We start from the raw sequence: 22,465 nt of genomic DNA, 5'->3' as shown, positions 1-22,465 counted from the left end.
TCGAAGTTGCGAGCAGCATTCGAAATATCGAACAGAAGTGAGCCGCAATGTCACCACCCCTCCCGAGCCGACGAGGTGTGCTCGGCGGCATCGGAGCGCTCGCCGTCGCGGGCAGCTTCGGACTCGCCGCCGCGAATCGCAGCGCGTCCGCGATCGCGTCGGACGCGGACGTACGGGTCCGCTACTGGAATCTGTTCTCCGGCGGCGACGGCGCCAACATGATCGCGATGCTCGACGCGTTCCGCGCCGCGAACCCCCGGGCCGACGTCAAGGACTCGACCCTGCAGTGGGGCAACCCGTACTACACCAAGCTCGCCATGGCCGCGTCGGGGAACCGCGCCCCCGACCTCGCGGTGATGCACCTGGGCCGGATACCCGGCTTCGCGCCCGGCCGGCTCCTCGACCCCTGGGACGTGCGGCTGCTCGCCCGGTACGGGGTGCGCGAGGCGGACTTCGACCCGGTGCTGTGGAAGCGCGCCGTGGTCGACGGCAAGCTGTACGGCCTGCCCCTCGACATCCACGCCCAGCTCTGCTTCTACCGCCGGGACGTGTGCGAGAAGGCGGGTCTGCTCGACGCGGGCGGCGACCTCGCGCAAGTCACCTCGACCGAGGACTGGTTCAAGGCGCTCAAGGCCGCGAAGAAGGCCGTCAAGGGCGACGTGCACACCATCGGCATCAAGGCCGACGAACCCAACTTCTCCTGGTGGTTCTTCCTGTCCTTCTACACCCAGCTCGGCGGCACCGTCCTCAGCGCCGACGGACAAGGCGTCACCCTCGACACCGACAAGGCCACCCAGGTCCTGGAGTTCCTGCGCCGGCACCTGACCGACGGCTACTCCACCGCGATCGGCATCGCCGACGGCGAGGCCTTCGTCAACGGCGGCGCCTTCACCTGGGAGGGCAACTGGTCGGTGCCCGTCTTCAGCGGCGCGAAACTGAAGTACGGCGCGACCCCGCTGCCGCCCGTCTTCGGGAAACCCGCCACCCACACCGAGTCGCACTGCTTCGTCCTGCCCCACCAGTCCCGGCGCGGCGGCGCCACCAACGAGGGCGCGCACCAACTGGCCGCGTACGTCGTCAAGAACGCGACGGCCTGGGCGCGCGGCGGGCACATCCCCGCCCATCTGCCCACGCTCGACGACAAGAAGTACCTGGCACTCAAGCCGCAGTCCGAGTACGTGTCCGCCATGGACCACATGGCGGTCGAGCCGCCCGCCTGGTTCGCGGGATCCACCGGCCTGCTCGCCCAGCGCATCGGACCCGTGATCACCTCCTCCAACGTCGGCTCCGCCAGACCCGACGCCACGGCGCGCCGCATGAAGGACGTACTCGAAAAGCTGGTCGCGATGAAGAACCCGATGGAAGGCAGAGCCGCCACCGAGGGAGGGTCCGCCGCATGAGCGCCGTCGACACCGCGGTGGCCCCGGCCGCCGTACGGTCCGCCCCGGCGGCGGACGCCGATTCGCTGCGGGCCCGGCTGACGCGTCGCGTGCAGCACGGCGGCTGGTTCGTGGCCCCGTTCCTCCTCCTGTTCGCGCTGTTCGTGCTGCTCCCGATCGGCCGCGGGCTGTGGCTGAGCTTCACCGACGCCAACATCTCCGGCACGGGCGAGAGCTTCGTGGGCCTCGACAACTACCGCGAGGCACTCGAGAGCCCACTGCTGTGGGACTCCCTGGGCCACAGCGCCTACTTCACCCTGCTCGTGGTGCCCTGCATCGTCGTCCTCGCGTTCCTCCTCGCGATGCTCGCCCACCACATCGAGCGCGCCACATGGCTGTGGCGGCTGTGCTTCTTCGCCCCCTTCCTGCTGCCGTCGACCGTCGCCGGCAACCTGTGGCAGTGGCTGTTCAACCCGGGCACCGGAATGATCAACCACGTCTTCGGCCTCGACACGCCCTGGCTGACCCAGAAGTCCACCGCCATGCTCGCCGTCGTGATCACCACCCTGTGGTGGACGGTCGGCTTCAGCTTCCTGCTCTTCCTGGCGGCGCTGCAGAACATCCCGAAGCACCTGTACGAAGCTGCCGCGCTCGACGGCGCGAACGCCTGGCACCGCCTCGTGCACATCACCCTGCCCATGCTGCGCAACATCACCGGCCTGGTGATCACGCTGCAGATCCTCGCCTCGCTCCAGGTCTTCGACCAGGCCGTGGTGATGCAGGACTTCGGCCCCGGGCCGGAGGAAAGCACCCGGACCTTCGTCCAGTACACCCTCGAAGAGGGCTTCACCGCCTACCGCGTGGGCTACGCCTCGGCGATCTCCATCATCTTCTTCGTGCTCATCGCGGCCGTCGCCCTCGGCCGGATGTGGCTTCTGCGCAAGCGTGAGGAGGGCGTGCGATGAGTGCCACGGCCCCGGGCAGAACCGCCGTACGCAAGAAGAAGTGGACGCCGAGCCAGATCGTGCTCACCACGCTCGGCGCCGCCGTCTCCGCGCTGTGGATGACGCCCCTGCTGTGGGCCCTGTTCACCTCACTGAAGTCGGAGACCGAAGCCGTCGAGGTACCCACCCACTGGGTGCCCGAGGAGTGGACGGGCCAGGCGTGGAAAGCGCTCTTCGAGAGCGGCAACATCACCAACTGGTTCGTGAACTCACTCGTCGTCTCGGTCTGCGTCACCTTCGTCGTGGTGTTCGTCAGCGCGCTCGCCGGGTACGGCTTCGCGCGCACCGAGTTCCGCGGCAAGAACGTGCTCCTCGGCCTCGTGATGGCGGGCCTGATGGTGTCGCCCGCCGTGCTCGGCGTCCCGCTCTTCACGACCGTCCAGTCCATGGGGATGGTCGACACCTACTGGGGCATGATCCTGCCGCAGTGCGCGCCCGCCGCGATGGTCTACATCCTCTACAAGTTCTTCCAGTCGATCCCGCACGAGCTGGAGGAGGCCGCGTACATCGACGGCGCCGGACGCTGGCGGGTCTTCTTCACGATCGTCCTTCCGCTGTCCAGGCCCTCGCTCTCGGCCGTCGGGATCTTCACGTTCATCGCGTCCTGGAACAACTTCCTGTGGCCGTACATGGTGACCAACAACCCCGACCTGATGACGATGCCGAACGGCATCGCGACCGTCATGAACTCCTACGGCATCCAGTGGGCGCAGCTCATGGCGGGCGGCCTCATGGCCGGCCTGCCCCTGATCGTCGTCTTCGTCTTCTTCCAGCGCCAGATCGTCAGCGGCGTGGCCCACACGGGCCTGGCCGGACAGTGAGCCCTCTTCCTGCAGCCCCGTCGAAAGGTCACGCATGGCCCCCCGCACCGCCCGCTTCACCCTCGACCCCGCCTTCACGGTGGGCGACGTCGACCCCCGGCTCTTCGGCTCCTTCGTCGAGCACCTCGGCCGCTGCGTCTACACCGGCATCCACGAGCCGGGCCACCCCACGGCCGACGAGGACGGGCTGCGCACCGACGTGCTCGACCTGATCCGCGAGCTCGGCGTGACCGCCGTGCGTTACCCCGGCGGGAACTTCGTCTCCGGGTGCAAGTGGGAGGACTCCGTCGGCCCCGCCGACGAACGGCCGCGCCGCCTCGATCTGGCCTGGCACTCCACGGAGACCAACCGCTTCGGGCTCTCCGAGTACATCGCGTTCCTGCGGAAGATCGGCCCGCAGGCCGAGCCGATGATGGCCGTGAACCTCGGCACGCGAGGCGTCGAGGAAGCCCTCGAACTCCAGGAGTACGCCAACCACCCCTCCGGCACCGCCCTTTCGGACCTGCGCGTCGCGCACGGCGACAAGCGTCCCTTCGGCATCCGCATGTGGTGCCTGGGCAACGAGATGGACGGGCCGTGGCAGACCGGCCACAAGACCGCCGAGGAGTACGGACGCCTGGCCGCCGAGACGGCTCGTGCGATGCGCCAGGTGGACCCGGACGTCGAGCTGGTCGCCTGCGGCAGCTCCGGCCAGTCGATGGAGACCTTCGCCGCGTGGGAGGCCACGGTCCTCGCCGAGACCTACGACCTCGTCGACCACATCTCCCTGCACGCCTATTACGAGGAGACCGACGGCGACCGGGACTCCTTCCTCGCCTCCGCCGTCGACATGGAGGCCTTCATCGAGAACGTCGTCGCCACCTGCGACCACGTGGGCGCCCGCCTGAAGTCCAAGAAGAAGATCAACCTGTCCTTCGACGAGTGGAACGTCTGGTACCAGTCCCGGCCGCACCCCGAGGTCGAGGAGAGCCTGCGCGACTGGCCCGAGGCACCACGCCTCCTGGAGGACAACTACACCGTCACGGACGCGGTGGTCGTCGGGTCGCTCCTGATCGCCCTCCTGCGGCACGCCGACCGGGTGGCCGTCGCCTGCCTGGCCCAGCTGGTCAACGTCATCGCGCCGATCCTGACCGAGCCCGGCGGCCCGGCCTGGCGGCAGACCACCTTCTTCCCCTTCGCGCAGGCCTCGCGGCACGGCCGCGGTCAGGTCCTCGACGTACGCGTCGACTCACCCGCGCACGACACATCGAAGTTCGGTGAGGTGCCCCTGCTGCACGCCACGGCTGTCCGCGCCGACGACGGCACCGTCACCGTCTTCGCGGTCAACCGCAGCCAGAGTGATTCGCTGCCGCTCGAAGTCGCCCTCCACGGCCTCGAGTTGACGTGTGTCATCGAGCACAGTGCCCTCGCCGACGCGGACCCCGACGCGCGCAACACCCTCGCGGAGCCGGAGCGCGTGACCCCGCACGGCGTCACCGGGACAGTGCTCCAGGACGGCACGCTGAGCGCCGTACTGGAGCCACTGTCCTGGAACGTGATCCGCCTGGGCTGAGTGCCGTACGCCTGGGTTCAGTAGGCGACGGGCCACCCCGAGCTCCAGTTCAGGAGGTTGACGCCGAGCTTCGGGGTGCCGTTGTCCTGGCCGTCGTAGTAGTGGTAGACGAGCAGGTCGCCGTCGGTGTCCTTCATGACCGACTGGCCGCCGGGGCCGATGTACCGGCCGTGGCTCTCCTGGACCGGGGTGCCGCCGTTGTTCATCATGCCGACGCCGTTCTTGTCGACGTACGGCCCGGTGACTTTCGCGGAGCGGCCCACCTTGATCTTGTACGTGGAGCTGGTGCCGGCGCAGCAGGTGTCGTACGACGCGAAGAGGTAGTAGTGGCCGCCGCGCTTGACGATGTAGGGCGCCTCGACGGCCTTGGTGCCGGTGGGGCGCGAGGCGAGCGAGCGGCGGGCGGTGTCGCCCGCGTACTGCTTGCCGGTCGAGGGGTCGATCCGGATCATCTTGATGCCGGTCCACCAGGAGCCGAAGGACAGCCACCACTTGCCGTCGTCGTCCACGAAGAGATTCGGGTCGATGGCGTTGTAGTCGCTGGAGGTGGCCGAGGTGTAGACGGCGCCGTAGTCGGTCCATGAGCCGGGCTCGCCGGTCGTGGAGGCCGCGAGACCGATGGCCGACTTGTTCGAGCCGAACGACGAGACGGAGTAGTACATGAGGTACTTGCCGCCGTGGTGCGAGATGTCGGGCGCCCACACGTCCCCGGTGGAGTTGTAGTTGCTCCACCAGCCCGGCCGGGTGGGGAAGGCGGAACCGCTGCGGCCGAAGGCGATCCGGTCGGTGGAGGTACGCAGCTGCAGGCCGTCGCCGGTCGAGTAGAGCAAGTACGTGCCCGATGAGGTGCGGGCCAGGGTCGGGTCGTGCACCACGATGTCGCCGGTGACCTGACCGGGGTTCGGGTAGGCCGTCGCGCTGCTCGGGACGAGGGCGAGCAGGGCGGCGGCGGGCAGGGCGACGAGGGCTCTGCGGCGGAAGGTGGTGGGGGTAAGGCTCACTCCGGTCTCCTTGGGATGGGGGGAATCAGCCGTCGAGCGCGAGCAGTTGAGCGTCCTGGGCGCACGCGAAATCGGCGCCGGAGCGTGGGCCCGAGGATTTGGCGCGCCAGCAGGAAGTCGCCCCCGGGAAGGGAAAGGTTGCCGCGTTTCTCAGATTCTTCGAGTCGCCTCTGTCGAATTAATTCGACAACTCCCTTTCGTGTGGGGGCCCTTGACATCGGGCCCGTACGCCTGAATTTTGGGAGCGCTCCCACTTGTGCTCCCGCTGGTGCTCTCACTGGTTACCCGGCTCCCCGCGCGGAGCTCACCCCCCATCGAGCCGTCAGGAGATCTCCCCGCATGTCCGCATTCCCCCCGTCCCCCCGCTCCGGCCCCTCCAGACCCGCGAACGGCTATGTCTCGCCGGACGGTATTCCCTACGACTCGACGCGTTTCAACACGCCCTGGGAAACCATGGAGAAATTCATGATCCCGTCCCATGCCGACCAGTCGACGAACAGTTTCCACAATGTGGCGAAACCAGCCACGTACGCCCCCGGCATGCACTGGTTCCAGGACGTCGAGTTCGAGCACGGCGGCAGGAACGGCTACGCGGAGCTCCTCGAACCCGGGGCGGGGTCGCGATGACGGGCCGTATGACGCGCGCCGGGAAACTGCTCGGCGCCCTCGGCCTCATTCCGGGGCTGCTGCTCGCGGCCGCCCCGTCCTCCGGGGCCGACGACGCCACCAAGAAGAAGCCTTCGGCCGCGTACACCTGGAAGAACGTCCGCATCGACGGCGGCGGCTTCGTCCCCGGCATCATCTTCAACCGTGCCGAGAAGAACCTCGCCTACGCCCGCACCGACATCGGCGGCGCCTACCGCTGGCAGGAGTCGACCCGGAGCTGGACCCCGCTGCTCGACTCCGTCGGCTGGGACGACTGGGGCCACACCGGAGTCGTCAGCCTCGCGTCCGACACCGTCGAACCCGACAAGGTGTACGCCGCCGTCGGGACGTACACCAACGACTGGGACCCCGGAAACGGCGCCGTCATGCGCTCGGCCGACCGGGGCAGGACCTGGAAGAAGGCCGGCCTGCCCTTCAAGCTCGGCGGCAACATGCCGGGCCGCGGCATGGGCGAACGCCTCGCCGTCGACCCGCACGACAACCGCGTGCTGTACCTGGGGGCGCCGAGCGGCCACGGCCTGTGGCGCTCCACCGACTCCGGGGCCACCTGGTCCGAGGTGACCGCGTTCCCCAACCCCGGCACCTATCGGCAGGACCCCTCGGACACGACCGGCTACGCCTCCGACAACCAGGGCATCGCCTGGGTCACCTTCGACGAGTCGACGGGGGCATCCGGCGCCCGCACCAAGCCCAGCACCAAGACCCGCATCAAGCCCCGTACCAAGACCCTCTACGTGGGCGTCGCCGACAAGGACAACGCCGTCTACCGCTCGACGGACGCGGGCGCCACCTGGACCCGCCTCGCGGGCCAGCCCACCGGACTCCTCGCCCACAAGGGCGTGCTCGACGCCGAGAACGGCTACCTCTACCTCGCCTACAGCGACAAGGGCGGCCCCTACGACGGAGGCAAGGGCCAGGTGTGGCGGTACGCGACCCGTACCGGCGAGTGGAAGAACATCAGCCCCGCCACCGAAGCCGACACCTACTACGGCTACAGCGGACTGACCGTCGACCGGCAACGGCCGGGCACCGTCATGGTCACCGGCTACAGCTCCTGGTACCCGGACACCCAGATCTTCCGCTCCACCGACAGTGGCGGCAGCTGGACCGGCGCCTGGAACTACGGCGCCTATCCCGAGCGCGCCAACCGCTACACCATGGACATCTCGTCCGTGCCCTGGCTGTCCTGGGGCGCGAACCCGGCGCCGCCCGAACAGAGCCCGAAACTGGGCTGGATGACCGAGGCCCTGGAGATCGACCCCTTCGACTCCGACCGGATGATGTATGGCACCGGGGCCACCGTCTACGGCACCAGGAACCTTCGGCAGTGGGACAGCGGCGGCAAGTTCACCGTCACCCCGATGGTCAAGGGTCTCGAGGAGACCGCCGTCAACGACCTCGCGGCACCCGCCTCCGGAGCGCCCCTGCTCAGCGCGCTCGGCGACATCGGCGGCTTCCGGCACACGGACGTCACCAAGGTGCCGCCCCTGATGTACACCGGGCCCAACTTCACCACCACGACGAGCATCGACCACGCCGAGGCCGAACCTGACACCGTGGTGCGCGTCGGTCAGCTCGACAGCGGGCCGCGCATCGCCTTCTCCGGTGACAACGGCGCCTCGTGGGCGGCGGGCAAGGAACCCGCGGGGGTCTCGGGCGGCGGCACGGTCGCCGCCTCCGTCGACGGCAGCCGCTTCGTGTGGAGCCCGGACGGCGCGGGCGTGCACACCAGCGGCGACCGGGGCGCCTCGTGGACGGCGGCCAGCGGCATCCCCCAGGGCGCCGTCGTCGAGTCCGACCGGGCCGACCCGAAGACGTTCTACGGCTTCAAGTCCGGCAGGTTCTACGTCAGCAGGGACGGCGGGGCGACCTTCGCCGCAACGGCGTCCACCGGTCTGCCCGCCGAAGGAGCGGCGCGTTTCAAGGCCGTACCGGGAGAAGCGGGGGGCATCTGGCTCGCGGGCGGCAAGTCCGGCGGGACGTACGGCTTGTGGCACTCGACGGACTTCGGCGCGAGCTTCACCCGCGTCCAGGGCGTCGAGGAGGCCGACACGATCGGCTTCGGCAAGGCCGCGCCGGGCTCCGCCCACCAGACGCTCTTCACCAGCGCGAAGATCGGCGGGGTGCGCGGCATCTTCCGCTCCACCGACGCCGGAAAGAGCTGGGTGCGCGTCAACGACGACACCCGCCAGTGGGGCTGGACCGGGGCGGCCATCACCGGCGACCCCCGGATCTTCGGGCGGGTGTACGTGGCCACGAACGGCCGTGGCATCGTTTACGGGGACAACTCCCGCCGCTGAGCGACCAGTCGAAGCGCTTCGACAGATCTATGGACAGCACATGGGTGTCCCTCTAGGGTCAAGAAGGCCCCAAGTCGAAGCGCTTCGCCACCGCCTCCAGACCTGCCCAGGAGAGCCGCATGGTCACCCTTGCCGAGGTAGCCCACCACGCCGGAGTCTCGGCCAGCACGGTGAGCTACGTACTCAGCGGCAAGCGGTCCATCTCCGCCTCCACCAAGGACCGCGTCGAGCGGTCCATCCGCGAGCTCGGCTACCACCCGAACGCCGGCGCCCGCGCCCTGGCCAGCAGCCGGTCCAACATCATCGCGCTGATGGTGCCGCTGCGCACCGACATGTATGTGCCGGTGATGATGGAGATAGCCATCGCCGTCGCCACCACCGCACGCACCCACGGGTACGACGTGCTGCTCCTGACCGGCGAGGAGGGCCCCGAGGCGGTCCGCCGCATCGAGGGCAGCGCGCTTGCCGACGCCATGATCCTGATGGACGTGGAGCTGCACGACGAGCGGCTCCCGCTGATCCGCGAGACCGACCGCCCCACGGTCCTCATCGGCCTGCCCGCCGACCCCACGGGCCTGACCTGCGTCGACCTGGACTTCACGGCGACCGGCGCTCAGTGCGTGGAGCACCTCTTTGGACTCGGCCACCGGGAGATCGCCGTGATCGGCGAGGCGCCCGCCGTGTACGAGCGGCACACCGGGTTCGCCGAGCGCACCCTGGAAGGGCTGCGCACACGGGCCGGGGAACTCGGCGTGCGCGTGCTGCACCGCCCCTGCGAGGGGACGTACGACGCGCTCGCCGCGACCCTGGCCCGCATCTCCGACGAACGCCCCGGCACGACGGGTTTCGTCGTACAGAACGAATCGGCCGTCGAACCCCTCCTGAGCCTCCTGCGCCAACAGGGCCGCGCCATCCCGGAAGACGTCTCCGTCATCGCCGTCTGCCCCGACCAGGTCGCCACCCAGGCATCGGTGCGCCTCACGTCGGTGGCCATCCCCGCCCAGGAGATGGGCCGCGAGGCGGTGGAACGGGTCGTCGCAAAGCTGCGGGGGCAGGGGGTGAACGAAGTCGCCTTGCTCGCACCGGAGTTGACGGTACGGGCCAGCACGGGACCCGTGGCAGGAGTCGAGAAGGTGCGCCCATAGGGCGGCGGCGACTACGGCCCCAACAGCGGCGGCTTCGACCAACTGGGCTTCGGGACGCTGCTGTACGCGCAGTAGCTCAGGGGGTGATCACGGCGGGACGCGGCGCCTTCGGCATGCCTGAGCCGATAAAGAAGCTCGGGTGTGGGGGCTGGTTGTATGCGGTGTTTTGCCAGGCCAGCGCTGTGCGGTACTGGATGTCGTGGAGCAGTGTGGTGATCTTCGCTCTTGTCTCGTGCGGGGTGGAGTAGATCCGTAGCGCCTTGTTGTCCGACGTGCGCCATACGACCTCCTCGCGCCAGTCGCCGAGGATGTCTCCGGAGAGCGCGGGGGTCGCCTTCGTGCCGTTGTTGGACGCGACCGAGGCGCCGGTCAGGAGGCGGGTCTCGCCGGATGTGCCGTACTTGTCGATGTGGGTGCCGTCGAGGAGTTCGCGCGTGGTGTCGCCGTCCCACCAGTTCACGAAGTTGACGCTGGACGGCTCGCGGCCGACCGATGTCCCGGACGGCGAGCGCAGGGTGTTGTCGGCCGCGGACCAGGACTCGGCGCCGCCCGAACCGGCGTAGATGTCGGCGGACACGCCCCGGCCGTTGTCGGAGCCCGAAGCCGTGGTCCACAAGCGTTGGCCCGTGCGGGCGTCGGCCATCCAGGAGCCCGGCTTGGAGCTGTCCTCGGAGACCTTGAAGTACTCCAGGCCCGTGTGTGAGGGGTCGAGGTCGCCGACGTGCCCGGCGTCGCCGTGACCGAGCTTGGTAGTCCACAGGCCGCTGCCGTTGTCGTCGACGGTCATCGCGCCGTAGACGATCTCGTCCTTGCCGTCGGCGTCGACGTCCGCGACCGAGAGGCTGTGGTTGCCCTGGCCGTCGTATCCCTTGCCGGTGTTCGTCGAGGAGTTGGTGTCGAAGGTCCAGCGCCGGGTGAAGGCGCCGTTGCGGAAGTCCCAGGCGGCGATGACCGAGCGCGTGTAGTAGCCGCGCGCCATGATCAGTGAGGGCCTGCTGCCGTCGAGGTAGGCGGTGCCGGCGAGGAAGCGGTCCACGCGGTTGCCGTAACTGTCGCCCCAGCTCGCCACGTTGCCCCGGGCGGGGACGTAGTCGACCGTGTCGAGCGCGGCGCCGGAGCGGCCGTCGAACATGCTCAGGTACTCGGGACCGGCGAGGACGTAACCGCCGGAGTTGCGGTGGTCGGCCGAGGCGCTGCCGATCACCTTGCCCGCGCCGTCCTTCGTGCCGTCCGCCGTCTTCGTGGCGACCTCGGCCCTGCCGTCGCCGTCGTAGTCGTACACCTGGAACTGCGTGTAGTGCGCGCCCGAGCGGATGTTCCTGCCCAGGTCGATCCGCCACAGCCGGGTGCCGTCCAGCTTGATCCCGTCGATGATCGTGTTGCCGGTGTAGCCGGACTGCGAGTTGTCCTTGGCGTTGGTGGGCTGCCACTTCAGTACGAAGTCGAGCGCGCCGTCCCCGTCGAGGTCGCCGACGGACGCGTCGTTGGCCTCGTAGGTGTACGTCACGCCGTCCGGGGTCGTGCCCCCGGCGGGCGGCGTGATGGGCACGTCCTTGTACCCGGCGCGGAACTGCACCGCGTGCACGGAGTCGCCCTGCTCGGTGCCGTCGACCACCGCGCGCACCGTGTAGTCGGCGCTGTTCGGGGCGCCCGCGTGGAAGTAATTCGTCGAACCGGTGACCGGGGACGAGTTGAGCTTCGTACCGCCTCGGTAGACGTTGAAGGCCACGTCGTCGTCATCGGTGCCGAGCCAGCGCCAGCTGATCAGATTCCCGGCGCCGGTGTGCACGCTGACCACGCCCCGGTCGAGGGCTTCCGCCTGGCGGGTGGTGGCCGCGGACGAGGTCGACGACAGGGCGATGAGCCCTCCGGCGGCGAGTGCGCCCGCGACGACGGCGGTCACCAGGACCCGGCGGCGGGCCCGGTGTGCTCTTCTGCGCCCGCGACGCTGGTCATAGTTGTGAGGGTTCTCGGCCATGGATGCTCCTGCGGGGAGAGGGAGTGCCTCGGCTGTGTCGCCACGGGACGCGGTAAAGGTTGCCGGGTACACGTCATCTTTGCCGGGGGCGAGGAGGAGTGCCCCCGGGCACGCGGTCCTGTCGATGCCGCCGGTGCCGGAGGCTGCCGCGCACCCGCAGTGCCGCTCACCACGTACGTGCCGCCTGTCCCCCGCGTGGTCGACAGAGCGCTCGAACGTCGACCGGACGGCGGCGCGCCAGCGATCCTGGTCAGTGAGCCACACCCCAACTTCTGCGCTGGGAAGGCTTGTTCACCGTATGGCACCCGGCTCGGGCGGACATCATGCCGGACATGAGCCTCGCACGCGTCGTCGACTGGATAGAACCGGGGCACCTGCCGCCCACGCTATTCGTGATCGCTACCGTCACTCTCGCTGTCGTCCTCGTTCGCGCCTACGTCGATCGCGCGAAACCTGCAGAGGACGACGAAGCAGAGACCACGGCGAAAGCCCAGCGTCGTCTCAAACGCTCGATCGTCGGCATCGCGGCAGGCGGAGTCGCCTTCGTCATCGCCGCCATCTGGGCGCCGTGGTGGATCGAGGACCGCCACCTGCGCGACAAGCGCGGTGACCTCGTCGCCAGTGCCGGGATCATCGTCACCGGCTTCCGCACCACGCTGGTTGCCGTCGCCGCGGGCGGCCTCACCGCCGCCGGCCTCTACTTCACACGCAAGAAGCACGACCTCGAACAGGAGCAGTTCCAGCACGCGCAGAAACAGTTCAAGGAGAGTCAGGCGCAGTTCGAGACCACTCTTCGAGAAACACAGGAGCGGGACATACGCCAGGACCGGATGACCCGGGAAGGCCAGGTCACAGGCCGCTATGTCGAAGCCATCAAGCTCCTCGGATCAGAGCGCGAGCACGAAGTCCTGGGAGGGATCTACTCGCTCGAACGCATCATGATCGACTCTGAGGACGACCGCTCCACCATCGTCGAAGTCCTCGCAGCCTACGTGCGCACATGACTCAACGGACAAGCCAAGGAAATCGAGGAGTTGAGGCAATCCCTCAGCCCCGGTCTTGTGCCGCAACTGCCCCTCAAGGAAGACATTCGTGCCGCCCTCCATGTCTTGGCCCGAAGCTGGAGGCGCGACGGTTCGAAGGCAGACCTGCGATCTGTCGACCTTTATGGGTGGATCGCCGGCGAGGCCGACTTCACGGGCGCCAATATGCGCCGCGCGCAACTGCAGTCGGCAGCCCTGTCCAGAGCCGGACTGCAGCACGCGCAATTGCAGGGAGCAGACCTCTCGGACGCCGTTCTTTCGGATGCGTTCTTGAGCGACGCCCTTCTCCCTGACGCGGTCCTCAACAGGGCTCAGCTCCAGGGGACATGCCTGCGGCGCGCCAATTTGCGTGGCGCCCTCCTCAAAGAGGCGAAGCTGAATGGAGCACACCTGCAGGGTGCGGACCTCCACAGCGCTGACCTGCAGGACGCGGATCTCACGCGAGCCGACTTGGATCGCGCCAAGCTCGCCGACGTGTTCATGCTGAATGTCGGACAGGTCTGCAGCGCCAACGTCTACGATTCCACCGAACTTCGCGCCGCCTTGGCCTCGGATCCAGACGTGCGGTCCCGCATCGCGGCATGCGAGGAAGCCCGTGCGCAGGGCAAGCCTCCACCGGACGCCGATCCCACCCAATTCTGGGCCAGTTAGACCAAAACGCATCGCCCTTGAGCCGGTCAGCGGTTCGGAACGGGGCCACAGACCCGCCTGAAATTCCGCACGTTGTTCGATCTCTCGCACGGACGTTGCTATGCTCGCGCACCGCGCTTCGGCGGTACGGGGGCCATCCAGCGCGTGGGTAGAGCCGCGCAAGCACAGAAAGAGGTCACCCGTGGGGACAGCCGTCGATGACGCCGCCGCCGCGGAGTTCCACGACTTCTTCGAGCGGCACTACAACGAACTCGCGCGCCTGGCGCACATGCTGACCGGTGAGAAGGACGCCGCGGACGATCTGGCGGCCGACGCCCTGGTCGCGCTCTGGAACCGGTGGGACCGCGTCAGGGCCGCCGAGCACCCGGCCGCGTACGCCCGTGGTGTCGTCGCCAACATGGCGCGCAGCCGCATCCGCAGCGCCGTGCGGGAACGCCGCCGTGTGGCCCTGTTCTGGGGGCAGCGCGCGGAGGGCGTCGACGACCCCGACGTACCCGCTGTGGTCGACGTCCAGGAGGCGTTGCGTACGCTGCCGTTCCGTAAGCGGGCCTGTGTGGTCCTGCGGCACGCCTTCGACCTGTCGGAGAAGGACTGCGCGCTCACCCTCGGGATATCGGTCGGTACGGTGAAGAGCCAGACGTCCAAGGGGATGGCGGAGCTGCAACGGCTCCTGGGTGAGCGGGCCGCATCACAACTCGTGGGAGGGAGGCAGTGATGGACGACGTACGCAAGCAGCTGCGCGATGCCGCGGCCGAGCACCGCCCCGACAGGGAACGGATGCTCGCTCGCGTCGAGCGCGGCATGGAGCGTGACGCCGTCGATCAGCTTGGTGCCGCCTCCCGCGGCAGGCCGCGCCGGCCCGCCCCCTGGCTGCGGATCGCGGGCGCGACCGCCGCCGTGGCCGGGGTCTTCGCACTCGGCGGATACGCCGTCGCCTCCCTCGTCCAGGGCGAGGACCCGCCGCCGAGCACCGTGGGCACGCCCGCCGCCCCCGATTCCCCGGCCGGGCCGAGCCCCTCCGCTTCCACGCCGGACGACGAGAACGCCGGGCCCAGCGCGCCGGCGGAGCCCGCGCAGCCGTCGGGCAAGGCCACGAAGGGCACGCCCGGCAAAGACGCGGCCCCGGACACGAAGCGGCCGCCGAAGAAGTCCGACCCGCCGCCCTCCACGCGGCGCCTGGCGCCGGACGCCAAGAGCGTCGAGGACGGTTATCTGTGGAGTGACGGCTCCGTCGACCCGCAGAGCAACGACTTCTGGGCGCAGAGCACCCTCACCTTCAAGACCGGCGAACCGCTCACCGCGCTCAGCGTCGAACTGCGTGTCGCGCAGACCGGCGGAGTCGCCGACACGGGCAACTGGCGCTCATTGCCCGCCGACGACTTCACGGTCTCCGTACGCGAGGAGGGCGATGAGCTGGTCTACCGCTGGACGCTGAAGGCGGGGCGGACCGTCCCGGAGGGTGAGCACGTCTTCGCGGGCCAGTACAACCACGCCGAAGGCGGCAGGGACGCGGGCGAGGACACCTACGCGGCCGAGGCGACCGCCTCGGGCCGGAAGGCCGCGGTGCGCGGCGACTTCGCCCGCACTTCCTAGCGAATTCCCCGCGGGGCGGCAACCTTCCGCACCCGGGCGGAGACCAGCAGACGCAAGGTCCGCAAGGTCATCCCCCCAGCGAAAGAGCGGTCCCCATGACCACGCAACCGACCCCGCAACGAGCCGAATTGCGCAGGAGCAACAAGCGCCGCCTCACCCGCCGCCGCGCCGTGGGCACGGCGGGCGGCGCGCTCCTGCTGACCGGCGCCACCCTCGGCGCCAGCGCGCTCCTCTCCCCGGCGGGAGCGGCGACCGCGGCCGCCGCCTGGCCGACCCCCACCGGCAACAAGCCCGTCACCAAGACCATCGAGGTGTCCGGTACCTACGACGGCGGACTCCAGCGCTTCTACGGCAGCGGAGACCTCGGCGGCGACGGCCAGGATGAGGGCCAGGACCCGATCTTCAAGCTGAAGGACGGCGCGGTCCTGAAGAACGTCGTGCTCGGCAAGCCCGCCGCCGACGGCGTGCACTGCTCGGGCAGCTGCACCCTCCAGAACGTGTGGTGGGAGGACGTCGGCGAGGACGCGGCCAGCTTCAAAGGCACCTCGTCCGGCGCGACGTACAACGTCACCGGTGGCGGCGCGAGGAAGGCCGACGACAAGGTCTTCCAGTTCAACGGCGCGGGCAAGCTGAACATCAGCGGCTTCCAGGTCTCGGACTTCGGCAAGCTGGTCCGCTCCTGCGGCAACTGCTCCCAGCAGTACAAGCGCACGATCATTGTCAACGACGTGGACGTGACCGCACCCGGCAAGTCCCTGGTCGGCATCAACACCAACTACGGTGACACGGCGACCCTGCGCAAGATCCGCATCCACGGGGACAGCAGCAAGAAGATCAAGCCCTGTATCCGCTACACCGGCAACAGCTCGGGCGACGAGCCCAAGGAGACGGGCAGCGGCCCCGACGGCACGTACTGCAAGTACAGCGCGTCGGACATCAGTTACCCGTAGCCGTCACGGCGGACCACCAGTGACCACGTTCCGGTCCCTGGTGGTCCGTTGTCGTCCGTGCTCTCAGCGGAGCCGAGGTGTCCAGTCCCCCAGGTAGGCGCCACGGGTCGCGGACCGGGCCTGGGCGAAAGTGAGTTGGGGACGGTTCTCCGGGACGGTGACTGCCGCGCCCGGCCCCTTGTTGTGGTATTCCGCGAACCGCTGGGCCTGCCAGGGGTGAGCGTCGCGCATGTTCGTGTACGGGGAAACGGCGTCGATGCCGGGTCCCAGGTGGGTGTCGCGCACCGTGAGCATGGGGCGGGCCGTCGTGTCGGAGCTGGGGACCCAGGGGCGGGCCAGCTTGTAGTACGCGTCCGGGGCGCCGCTCGTCACCCGGCCGCGGGTGACGAGGTAGCCGCGCGGATTGGCGAGGGCGGTGGACGGCGCGAAGACGAAGCCGTACGGCGCCGCCGCCAGGTCGCCGCGGGTGAGGGTGTGGAAGCGGCAGCGCTCGAAGACGGCGGTGGCCCGGCCGAAGACGAAGTCGACGTCGCCCTCCACGTAACAGTCGCGGAAGTACTGGCGGGCGAAGACGCCCAGGTCCACGGTGTCGGCGTAGAGGGTGTCCTGGTGGCCGAGGAACCGGCAGCGGAAGAACGCCGAGCGGTCGCCCATGACCTTGAGGGCGACCGCCTGTGTGCCGGTGTACTCGGGGTGGTCGGCGCGCAGCCAGTCGTTGGCGAACGTGATCGCGTGGGCGGTGAGACCGGCGGCCCGCACGGTCGTGGTGGCCGAGCCGCTGGTGCCGTAGGTGCCGGACCCGTCGGGCTTCGGGGTGCCCGCCGCGTTGTCGTACACGATGACCGTGTCGCGCGGGTCACCGCTCGCGCCGACGAGCGTGAGTCCCGTGCTCGTCTCGGGAACGGTCACCGTCTCGCGGTACGTCCCCGGAGCGAGGACCAGTGTCCACCCAGGGCCGGAGGCGGCGTCCACCGCGGCCTGGACCGTGGTGTGGTCGCCGCCGCCCGCCGGGTCGACGTACAGCGTCCGGCGGGTGGGGCGCCGCTCGGCGGCGCGGGCGTCCGGCGTGCGGCCGAGGGCGAGAGCGGCCCCGGCGCCCGCGCCCGCGGTGAGCAACGTACGCCTGCTGACGGGGGAGTTGAGACGGACAGGGGAGTGGTGCGAGGGCATGGCTGCTCCTTCGCCGTGCGGTCAGGAGAGGGGAGGTGGGGAGACGGGAGGTGGGGAGAGGGGGAGGCGGCTCAGCGGCGCTTGCCGGCGCCCGCGTGACGCGCGAGCAGTCCCGGCAGCTTGCGCGGGTCGTCCACCCGCGTCCGGAGGCTCGGCGTCCAGCCCGCACCCGACGGGAGGGTCTCCTCGGGGATCTCCGCGTTGTGCACGGCGATGAGATCGACGCGCTTGCCGTTGACGTAGTTGGCGTCGGCGGTGACCGGCGCCTCCTTCCACTTCTTGAGGATCTTGGCGGCGCTGACGCCGGGCGGGAGCGTGAACGCGTTCTTCTGGGCGACGAGTTGAGACTCCTGGCCGATCCCGAAGGAGTACTGGTAGCCGTTCGCGGGGACCACATAGTGGTTGTTGTAGGCGTCGACCTGACCGAAGCGGACGCGCGGCGCACGCTCGACGATGTCCCTGAAGACGTTGTGGTGGAGGGTGACCCGCAGCTTGCCGCGGTCGGTGGCGCCCGCGCTGTCACTGTTGCCGATCATCAGGGTCTTGTCGTGGTCGGCGAAGACGTTCCAGGAGGCGGTGACCAGATCAGCGCCGCGTACGACGTCCAGTTCGCCGTCGTGCTGCTGGTAGATCTCGCCGTAGTAGGACGGCAGCGAACTGTCGGGGTGCTCGCCGTCGGTGAACGTGTTGTGGTCCACCCACACATGCGTCGAGCCGTACACGACCATGCTGTCGTACTCGGAGTTCCAGGCACCCCTGTCCCCGTCCGTCGGGTCCCACTGCGGGAAGCAGTCCAGCGGGCTCTCCAGGGTGAGGTTCTGGACGACGACGTTGTCCACGCCCTGGATCTGCAGGCTGCCGCCGACGATCCCGGCGTTTCTGCCGACGCCCACGATGGTCGTGTCGGCGGGTACGTACGCCTTGATCGCCGCGGCCTGCCGCGTCGCCGACGCCGCCCGCAGGTCCTCCTGTACGCCACTGACCGGCGTGTCACGTCCCCACACGGCGGGGTCGTAGTCGGCGAGATAGCGGTCGAAGTCGTAGCCGTCGGCCTCGAACGCGGCGCAGCCCGTGGCCGTCGCGTTCAGCGTGCCCTCGACCTTGATGACGCGGGGAGCGCCCGCGTCGTCCGCGAGCGCGGCCCGCAGTTCCTCCCAGGTGGTGACGGTGTAGGTGTGCGCCGCGTCGGCCGCGGCGCCGCCGGTGGTCCCGCCGTCGGCCGACGCCCACCCGTCGCGCGGCGGCAGTACGTCGTGCCGGGAGCCGGTGGCCGAGGCCGGGGCACTGGTGACCGCCATCACCAGGGCGGTGCATCCGGCGAGCGCTGCCAGGGATCTGCGCGCGGCCACTCCGGTCGTGGTTCTCGTCGTTCTCGTCGTCCTCATCGTCACGGTCCTTCCGGCCAGGTGATCCAGGATGGGGGTATCGCGGCGTCCAGCCGCCGCACGTCCCGCGGCGCGAGCACCTTGTGGTGCAGCAGCCCGGCAGCCACCAGGCGGGCCACTTCGATCGCGCCCGGCGGATTGAAGTGTGTGTTGTCCTGCTCGGTGGCGGTCCAGTTGAAGTACGCCTTGGTCGCCTCGACGCCGAGCTTCTGCCACAAGGCGAGGGACTCGGTCTGCACGTCGAGCAGCGGCACGTTCTCCGCCGCGGCGAGCGCGCGCATCGCCGCCGGGTACGCGCCGTGGGTGGGCAGCGCGGTGCCGTCCGCGTCGAACTTCCTGCGCTCCACGGCGGTCACGAGCACCGGCCGTGCGCCACGGGACCGCGCCCCGTCGACGTACTGCCTGAGGTAGTCCTGGTACGTCGACCACGGTTCGGTGTAGCGGGTCGGGTCGGCGCTCTTCTCGTCGTTGTGCGCGAACTGGATCAGGAGGCGGTCGCCGGGCCTGATCGTCTGCAGGATCACCGCGAGCCGGCCCTCGTCGACGAAGCTCTTCGAACTCCGGCCGTTCGTAGCATGGTTGGCGACCCGCAGGCGGTCGCGCAGGAAGAAGGGCAGAGCCATGCCCCAGCCGGTCTCGGGCGCCGCGTCCGCGTACTTCTGTGCGGCGGTGGAATCTCCGGCGATGTAGAGGGTGGGCCTGGTGTCCGACGGGCGGGCGAACGCCGCCGGGGCCGCGGCCGCCGCGAGCGGAAGGCTCGCGAGGGCCGCGACCGCACGGCGTCGGCCGACGCCGTGCGCGGGGCGCGCTGTCACTTGTTCTGTTCGTTCCACTCGGCCTGAGCCTCGTTGAGCTGCTCGGCGAGGGTGTCGAGGAAGTCCTTCGCGGACATCTTGCCGAGCAGGACCTTCTGGTAGTTCGGCTCGTTGTCGGCCTTGCTGATGGTGTTCCAGTCGGGCAGGTAGTACGGCAGCTGCACGATCTTCAGGGAGCCGTCGTTGAGCGCGGCGGCGGCCAGCTTCGTGGGCTCGGCCTCGTTCACCCAGGCGTCCTTGGAGGCCGCGGTGTTGGCGGGGATGGCGCCAGCGGACTTGTTCCACTTGCTGTTGGACTCGTGCGAGGCGGCGAACTCGATGAACTTCCAGGCCGCGGCCTTCTTCTTGCTGGACTTGAACAGGCCGAGCCCGTCGACGGGGTTGGAGACCTGGACGCGGATGCCCGCGTCGGTCGTCGGGTTGGGCAGGCCGCGGAACTTGCCCTCACCGAGCGCCTTCACGTGGTCGGTGTAGGAGCCGAGGTTGTGGCTGAGCATGCCGATCTGGCCCGTGTCCCACTGGGCGTTCATCTTCTTGAAGTCGTTGTTGACGTCGGCCTCGGGGGTGTTCTTCTTGTAGAGCCCGACGTACTTCTCCAGCGCCTTCACGTTCTTCGGGTCGTTGACGGTGGTCTTCTCGCCGTCCCAGAACGATCCGATGCCGGACTGGCCGTAGGCCGCGTCGAGTGCCTGCGCGATGGAACCCTCGCCGCCGCGGATGGTGTAACCGAACTTGTTCGCGTCCTTGTCGGTGAGCTTGTCGGCCGCCTTGTAGAACTTGCTCCAGGTGGTGGGGGCCTGCAGGCCGGCGGCCTTGAACAGGTCGGTGCGGTAGTACAGGACGCCGTTGCTCGCCGACGTCGGCACCGTGAAGAGCCGGTTGCCGCCGCCCGCGGCCCGGACGCTGTCCACCATGCTCGGGTTCAGCTTGCCCTCCAGGGAGCTGCCGCTGAGCCGGTCGTCCAGCGGCTCCAGGGCGTTCTGCGCGGAGATCCCGGCGAGCATCGCGGCACCGACGCCGCCGACGTCGGGCAGGCCGCCGCCCTGGATCGCGGTGTCGTACTTGGACTGGACGCTCTCCGCGGGGATCGGGACGTACTTGACGTGGATGTCCGGGTTCTTCGCCTCGAAGTCCTTGATGATCTCCTTCCAGACGTCGGTGCGGACACCGCCGTTGTTGTCCCAGAAGGTGATCTCGCCCTTGCCGGAGCCCTCCTTGCCCTTGTCTCCGCCCGCCCCGCTGCCGTCGTCGCCGCAGGCGGTGGCGGTCAGCGCGAACGCGGCGGTGAAGGCCACGGCGGCCACCGCGCGACGGCTTCTGCTTCTGCTTCTGTTTCCGATTCCGCTTCTGTTTCCGCGGAGGGTGAGGTTCATGGTCGGCTCTCTTCGTCGGAGTACGGGTGGTGCGAGGTGATGTGCGGTGATGTGGGGTCAGGGGGTGCGGTCCGGATTCAGTGCGTGGTGATCCGGAAGTGCGTGAACAGGGCTGTCCCGGCCCCGTTCCGTCCTGCGGGGGCCGTGGCGAACAGGCCGAGCAGCGCGCCCACCCATCGCCATGGCGTCGCGGCGAAGACCTGGCCCGAGGGGCGGAAGCCGTCGCCGGTGTCGGCGGAGAAGCGGCAGCGGGCGCCCTCCGCGACGTCGATCCGCAGCCGTGCGGTGCCCTCGGGGGCGGGGCGCGGGTGTGCGGCGTCGCGCTCGCGTTCCGCGACCGCCTCCGCGAACCGGTGGACCAGGCGGACCGTACCGTCGTCGCCGCGCTCCAGGCCGATCCAGGCGAAGGCGTCGCCGAGCACGGCGAGCCCGGCCCTGGCGCCGTCGGCGGAACCGTCGAGCCGCAGCCCGACCTCGACGGTGCACGGCGTGAGCGGAAGGCGCTGGGTCAGGACGTGTGGCAGGCGGCGCAGGTCGTGGGCTGCCGTGGACCTGACGCAGGCCAGCCGCAGCCCGTCCGCCCCGTGCGAAGTGGCCCACCCCTCGGCGGGGTTGGCGGACCACTGCCACTGGCGGCCGTGCCGGCCGCCGGGGAAGTCGTCGTCGGTGGCGGGCGCGGACACGGGCTGCGGGGGCAGGTCGGGCTTCTTGTGTACGGCGACGGGGGCGCCGCCGTCCCCGATCACCGGCCAGCCGTCGGTGTCCCAGCGCATCGGCTGGAGGTGGACGACCCTGCCGTACGCGCCGCGCTGCTGGAAGTGCAGGAACCAGTCGTCGCCGGACGGGGTGCGCACCCAGCCGCCCTGGTGCGGGCCGTTGACGTCGGTGTCGCCCTGCTCCAGGACGATCCGCTCCGCGTAGGGGCCGTGAAAGGTTTGGGAGCGGAAGGCGCCCTGCCAGCCGGTCTCCACGCCGCCTGCGGGGGCGAGGATCCAGAACCAGCCGTCGTGGCGGTACAGCTTGGGGCCCTCCAGCGTGAACCAGCCGGGAAGCCGGTCGGCGTCGATCAACACCCGGCCTTCGTCGAGGAGTTCACGGCCGTCGGGGCTCATGCGGTGACCGGTGAGCCGGTTCTTGATCCCGGAGCGTGACTTGGCCCAGGCGTGCACGAGATAGGCCTCGCCGTGCTCCTCGTCCCACAGCGGGCAGGCGTCGATGAGGCCCTTGCCCGCCTTCACGAGGTGCGGCGCGCTCCAAGGCCCCCGGATGTCGGGGGAGTTGACCTGGAAGATGCCGTGGTCCGGGTCGCCCCAGAAGATCCAGAACCGTCCCTCGTGGTGCCGGATCGACGGCGCCCACACCCCGCAGTCGTGCCGTGGCGCGGCGAACGACTCCGCGGGCTCGAGGCGGTCGAGGGCGTGCCCGATCAGGGTCCAGTTCACCAGGTCGCGGGAGTGCAGGAGCGGCAGCCCCGGGGCGCGCCCGAAGCTGGACGCCGTGAGGTAGAAGTCGTCGCCGACCCGGACGACGTCGGGGTCGGACCAGTCGGCGGCGAGAACGGGATTGCGGTAGGTCCCGTCGCCGAGGTCACCTGTGCGGCCGGTGAGACCACCGGGTTTGTCCGGGCCGCTCATCCGGA

General features: G+C 69.6%; 18 protein-coding genes and 1 pseudogene. 12 read left to right on the top strand and 7 right to left on the bottom strand.

Annotation, left to right across the window (positions count from 1 at the left end; genetic code table 11):
• Positions 1–47 precede the first annotated feature (47 nt).
• The 4 genes from AB0M70_RS21990 to AB0M70_RS21975 are packed head-to-tail and all read left to right on the top strand — an operon-like array spanning position 48 to position 4,756.
• Complete coding sequence (locus AB0M70_RS21990; RefSeq protein WP_365821749.1) at positions 48–1,400, top strand: extracellular solute-binding protein; 1,353 nt, start codon at positions 48–50, stop codon at positions 1,398–1,400.
• The gene (locus AB0M70_RS21985) at positions 1,397–2,344 is read left to right on the top strand and encodes a sugar ABC transporter permease (protein WP_365821747.1); all 948 of its coding nucleotides are present in this window, start codon (positions 1,397–1,399) and stop codon (positions 2,342–2,344) included. The genes AB0M70_RS21990 and AB0M70_RS21985 overlap by 4 nt, the downstream gene beginning before the upstream one ends.
• A complete protein-coding gene (locus AB0M70_RS21980; protein WP_365821745.1) occupies positions 2,341–3,204 on the top strand; it encodes a carbohydrate ABC transporter permease in 864 nt (287 codons plus the stop codon). The genes AB0M70_RS21985 and AB0M70_RS21980 overlap by 4 nt, the downstream gene beginning before the upstream one ends.
• Positions 3,205–3,238: 34 nt before the next feature.
• A complete protein-coding gene (locus AB0M70_RS21975) occupies positions 3,239–4,756 on the top strand; it encodes an alpha-N-arabinofuranosidase (RefSeq protein WP_365821743.1) in 1,518 nt (505 codons plus the stop codon).
• 17 nt (positions 4,757–4,773) lie between these two features.
• Here the strand turns inward: AB0M70_RS21975 and AB0M70_RS21970 are convergent, their stop codons facing one another.
• Positions 4,774–5,757, bottom strand: a complete 984-nt coding sequence (locus tag AB0M70_RS21970) for an arabinan endo-1,5-alpha-L-arabinosidase (RefSeq protein WP_365821741.1) — start codon at positions 5,755–5,757, stop codon at positions 4,774–4,776.
• 375 nt (positions 5,758–6,132) lie between these two features.
• Between AB0M70_RS21970 and AB0M70_RS21965 the strand changes: the two are divergent.
• From AB0M70_RS21965 to AB0M70_RS21955, 3 genes and pseudogenes are all read left to right on the top strand, one after another.
• A pseudogene (locus AB0M70_RS21965) lies at positions 6,133–6,294 on the top strand (glycoside hydrolase family 48 protein); the annotation flags it as partial.
• A gap of 86 nt (positions 6,295–6,380) precedes the next feature.
• Positions 6,381–8,723: a xyloglucanase gene (locus AB0M70_RS21960; protein WP_365821739.1), complete on the top strand. Its 2,343-nt coding sequence runs from the start codon at positions 6,381–6,383 to the stop codon at positions 8,721–8,723.
• Positions 8,724–8,842: 119 nt separating this feature from the next.
• Positions 8,843–9,868: a LacI family DNA-binding transcriptional regulator gene (locus tag AB0M70_RS21955; protein ID WP_365821737.1), complete on the top strand. Its 1,026-nt coding sequence runs from the start codon at positions 8,843–8,845 to the stop codon at positions 9,866–9,868.
• 76 nt (positions 9,869–9,944) lie between these two features.
• Here AB0M70_RS21955 and AB0M70_RS21950 read toward each other — a convergent pair whose 3' ends face one another.
• On the bottom strand, positions 9,945–11,846 hold the full coding sequence (locus AB0M70_RS21950) for a rhamnogalacturonan lyase (RefSeq protein WP_365821735.1): 1,902 nt from the start codon (positions 11,844–11,846) through the stop codon (positions 9,945–9,947).
• 332 nt (positions 11,847–12,178) lie between these two features.
• Between AB0M70_RS21950 and AB0M70_RS21945 the strand changes: the two genes are divergently transcribed.
• The 5 genes from AB0M70_RS21945 to AB0M70_RS21925 all read left to right on the top strand — a co-directional run bounded on the left by AB0M70_RS21945 (position 12,179) and on the right by AB0M70_RS21925 (position 16,083).
• Positions 12,179–12,850: a hypothetical protein gene (locus AB0M70_RS21945; RefSeq protein WP_365821733.1), complete on the top strand. Its 672-nt coding sequence runs from the start codon at positions 12,179–12,181 to the stop codon at positions 12,848–12,850.
• A gap of 30 nt (positions 12,851–12,880) precedes the next feature.
• Positions 12,881–13,540, top strand: a complete 660-nt coding sequence (locus AB0M70_RS21940) for a pentapeptide repeat-containing protein (protein ID WP_365821731.1) — start codon at positions 12,881–12,883, stop codon at positions 13,538–13,540.
• A gap of 181 nt (positions 13,541–13,721) precedes the next feature.
• The gene (locus AB0M70_RS21935) at positions 13,722–14,255 is read left to right on the top strand and encodes a SigE family RNA polymerase sigma factor (protein WP_365821729.1); all 534 of its coding nucleotides are present in this window, start codon (positions 13,722–13,724) and stop codon (positions 14,253–14,255) included.
• Positions 14,255–15,133, top strand: coding sequence for a hypothetical protein (locus AB0M70_RS21930; protein ID WP_365821727.1), 879 nt, complete (start codon positions 14,255–14,257; stop codon positions 15,131–15,133). The genes AB0M70_RS21935 and AB0M70_RS21930 overlap by 1 nt, the downstream gene beginning before the upstream one ends.
• 95 nt (positions 15,134–15,228) lie before the next feature.
• Positions 15,229–16,083, top strand: a complete 855-nt coding sequence (locus tag AB0M70_RS21925) for a pectate lyase (protein WP_365821725.1) — start codon at positions 15,229–15,231, stop codon at positions 16,081–16,083.
• 63 nt (positions 16,084–16,146) lie between these two features.
• On the opposite strand, the gene AB0M70_RS21920 is transcribed toward AB0M70_RS21925, so the two are convergent.
• The 5 genes from AB0M70_RS21920 to AB0M70_RS21900 all read right to left on the bottom strand — a co-directional run bounded on the left by AB0M70_RS21920 (position 16,147) and on the right by AB0M70_RS21900 (position 22,460).
• The gene (locus AB0M70_RS21920) at positions 16,147–17,253 is read right to left on the bottom strand and encodes a pectinesterase family protein (RefSeq protein ID WP_365821723.1); all 1,107 of its coding nucleotides are present in this window, start codon (positions 17,251–17,253) and stop codon (positions 16,147–16,149) included.
• 71 nt (positions 17,254–17,324) lie between these two features.
• The gene (locus AB0M70_RS21915) at positions 17,325–18,551 is read right to left on the bottom strand and encodes a polysaccharide lyase family 1 protein (RefSeq protein WP_365822369.1); all 1,227 of its coding nucleotides are present in this window, start codon (positions 18,549–18,551) and stop codon (positions 17,325–17,327) included.
• An 89-nt stretch (positions 18,552–18,640) separates the two neighbouring features.
• Positions 18,641–19,453: a rhamnogalacturonan acetylesterase gene (locus tag AB0M70_RS21910; protein ID WP_365821721.1), complete on the bottom strand. Its 813-nt coding sequence runs from the start codon at positions 19,451–19,453 to the stop codon at positions 18,641–18,643.
• The gene (locus AB0M70_RS21905) at positions 19,450–20,826 is read right to left on the bottom strand and encodes a sugar ABC transporter substrate-binding protein (protein ID WP_365821719.1); all 1,377 of its coding nucleotides are present in this window, start codon (positions 20,824–20,826) and stop codon (positions 19,450–19,452) included. Before AB0M70_RS21905 ends, AB0M70_RS21910 begins: the two co-directional genes overlap by 4 nt.
• A gap of 77 nt (positions 20,827–20,903) precedes the next feature.
• Positions 20,904–22,460 carry a family 43 glycosylhydrolase gene (locus AB0M70_RS21900; RefSeq protein WP_365822367.1) on the bottom strand — a complete coding sequence of 519 codons (1,557 nt, stop codon included), beginning with the start codon at positions 22,458–22,460 and terminating at the stop codon, positions 20,904–20,906.
• Positions 22,461–22,465 lie beyond the last annotated feature (5 nt).

The sequence above is a fragment of the Streptomyces sp. NPDC051214 genome (assembly GCF_040682375.1).
Classification (GTDB): domain Bacteria; phylum Actinomycetota; class Actinomycetes; order Streptomycetales; family Streptomycetaceae; genus Streptomyces.
This window is presented reverse-complemented; position numbering and strand designations above follow the sequence as displayed.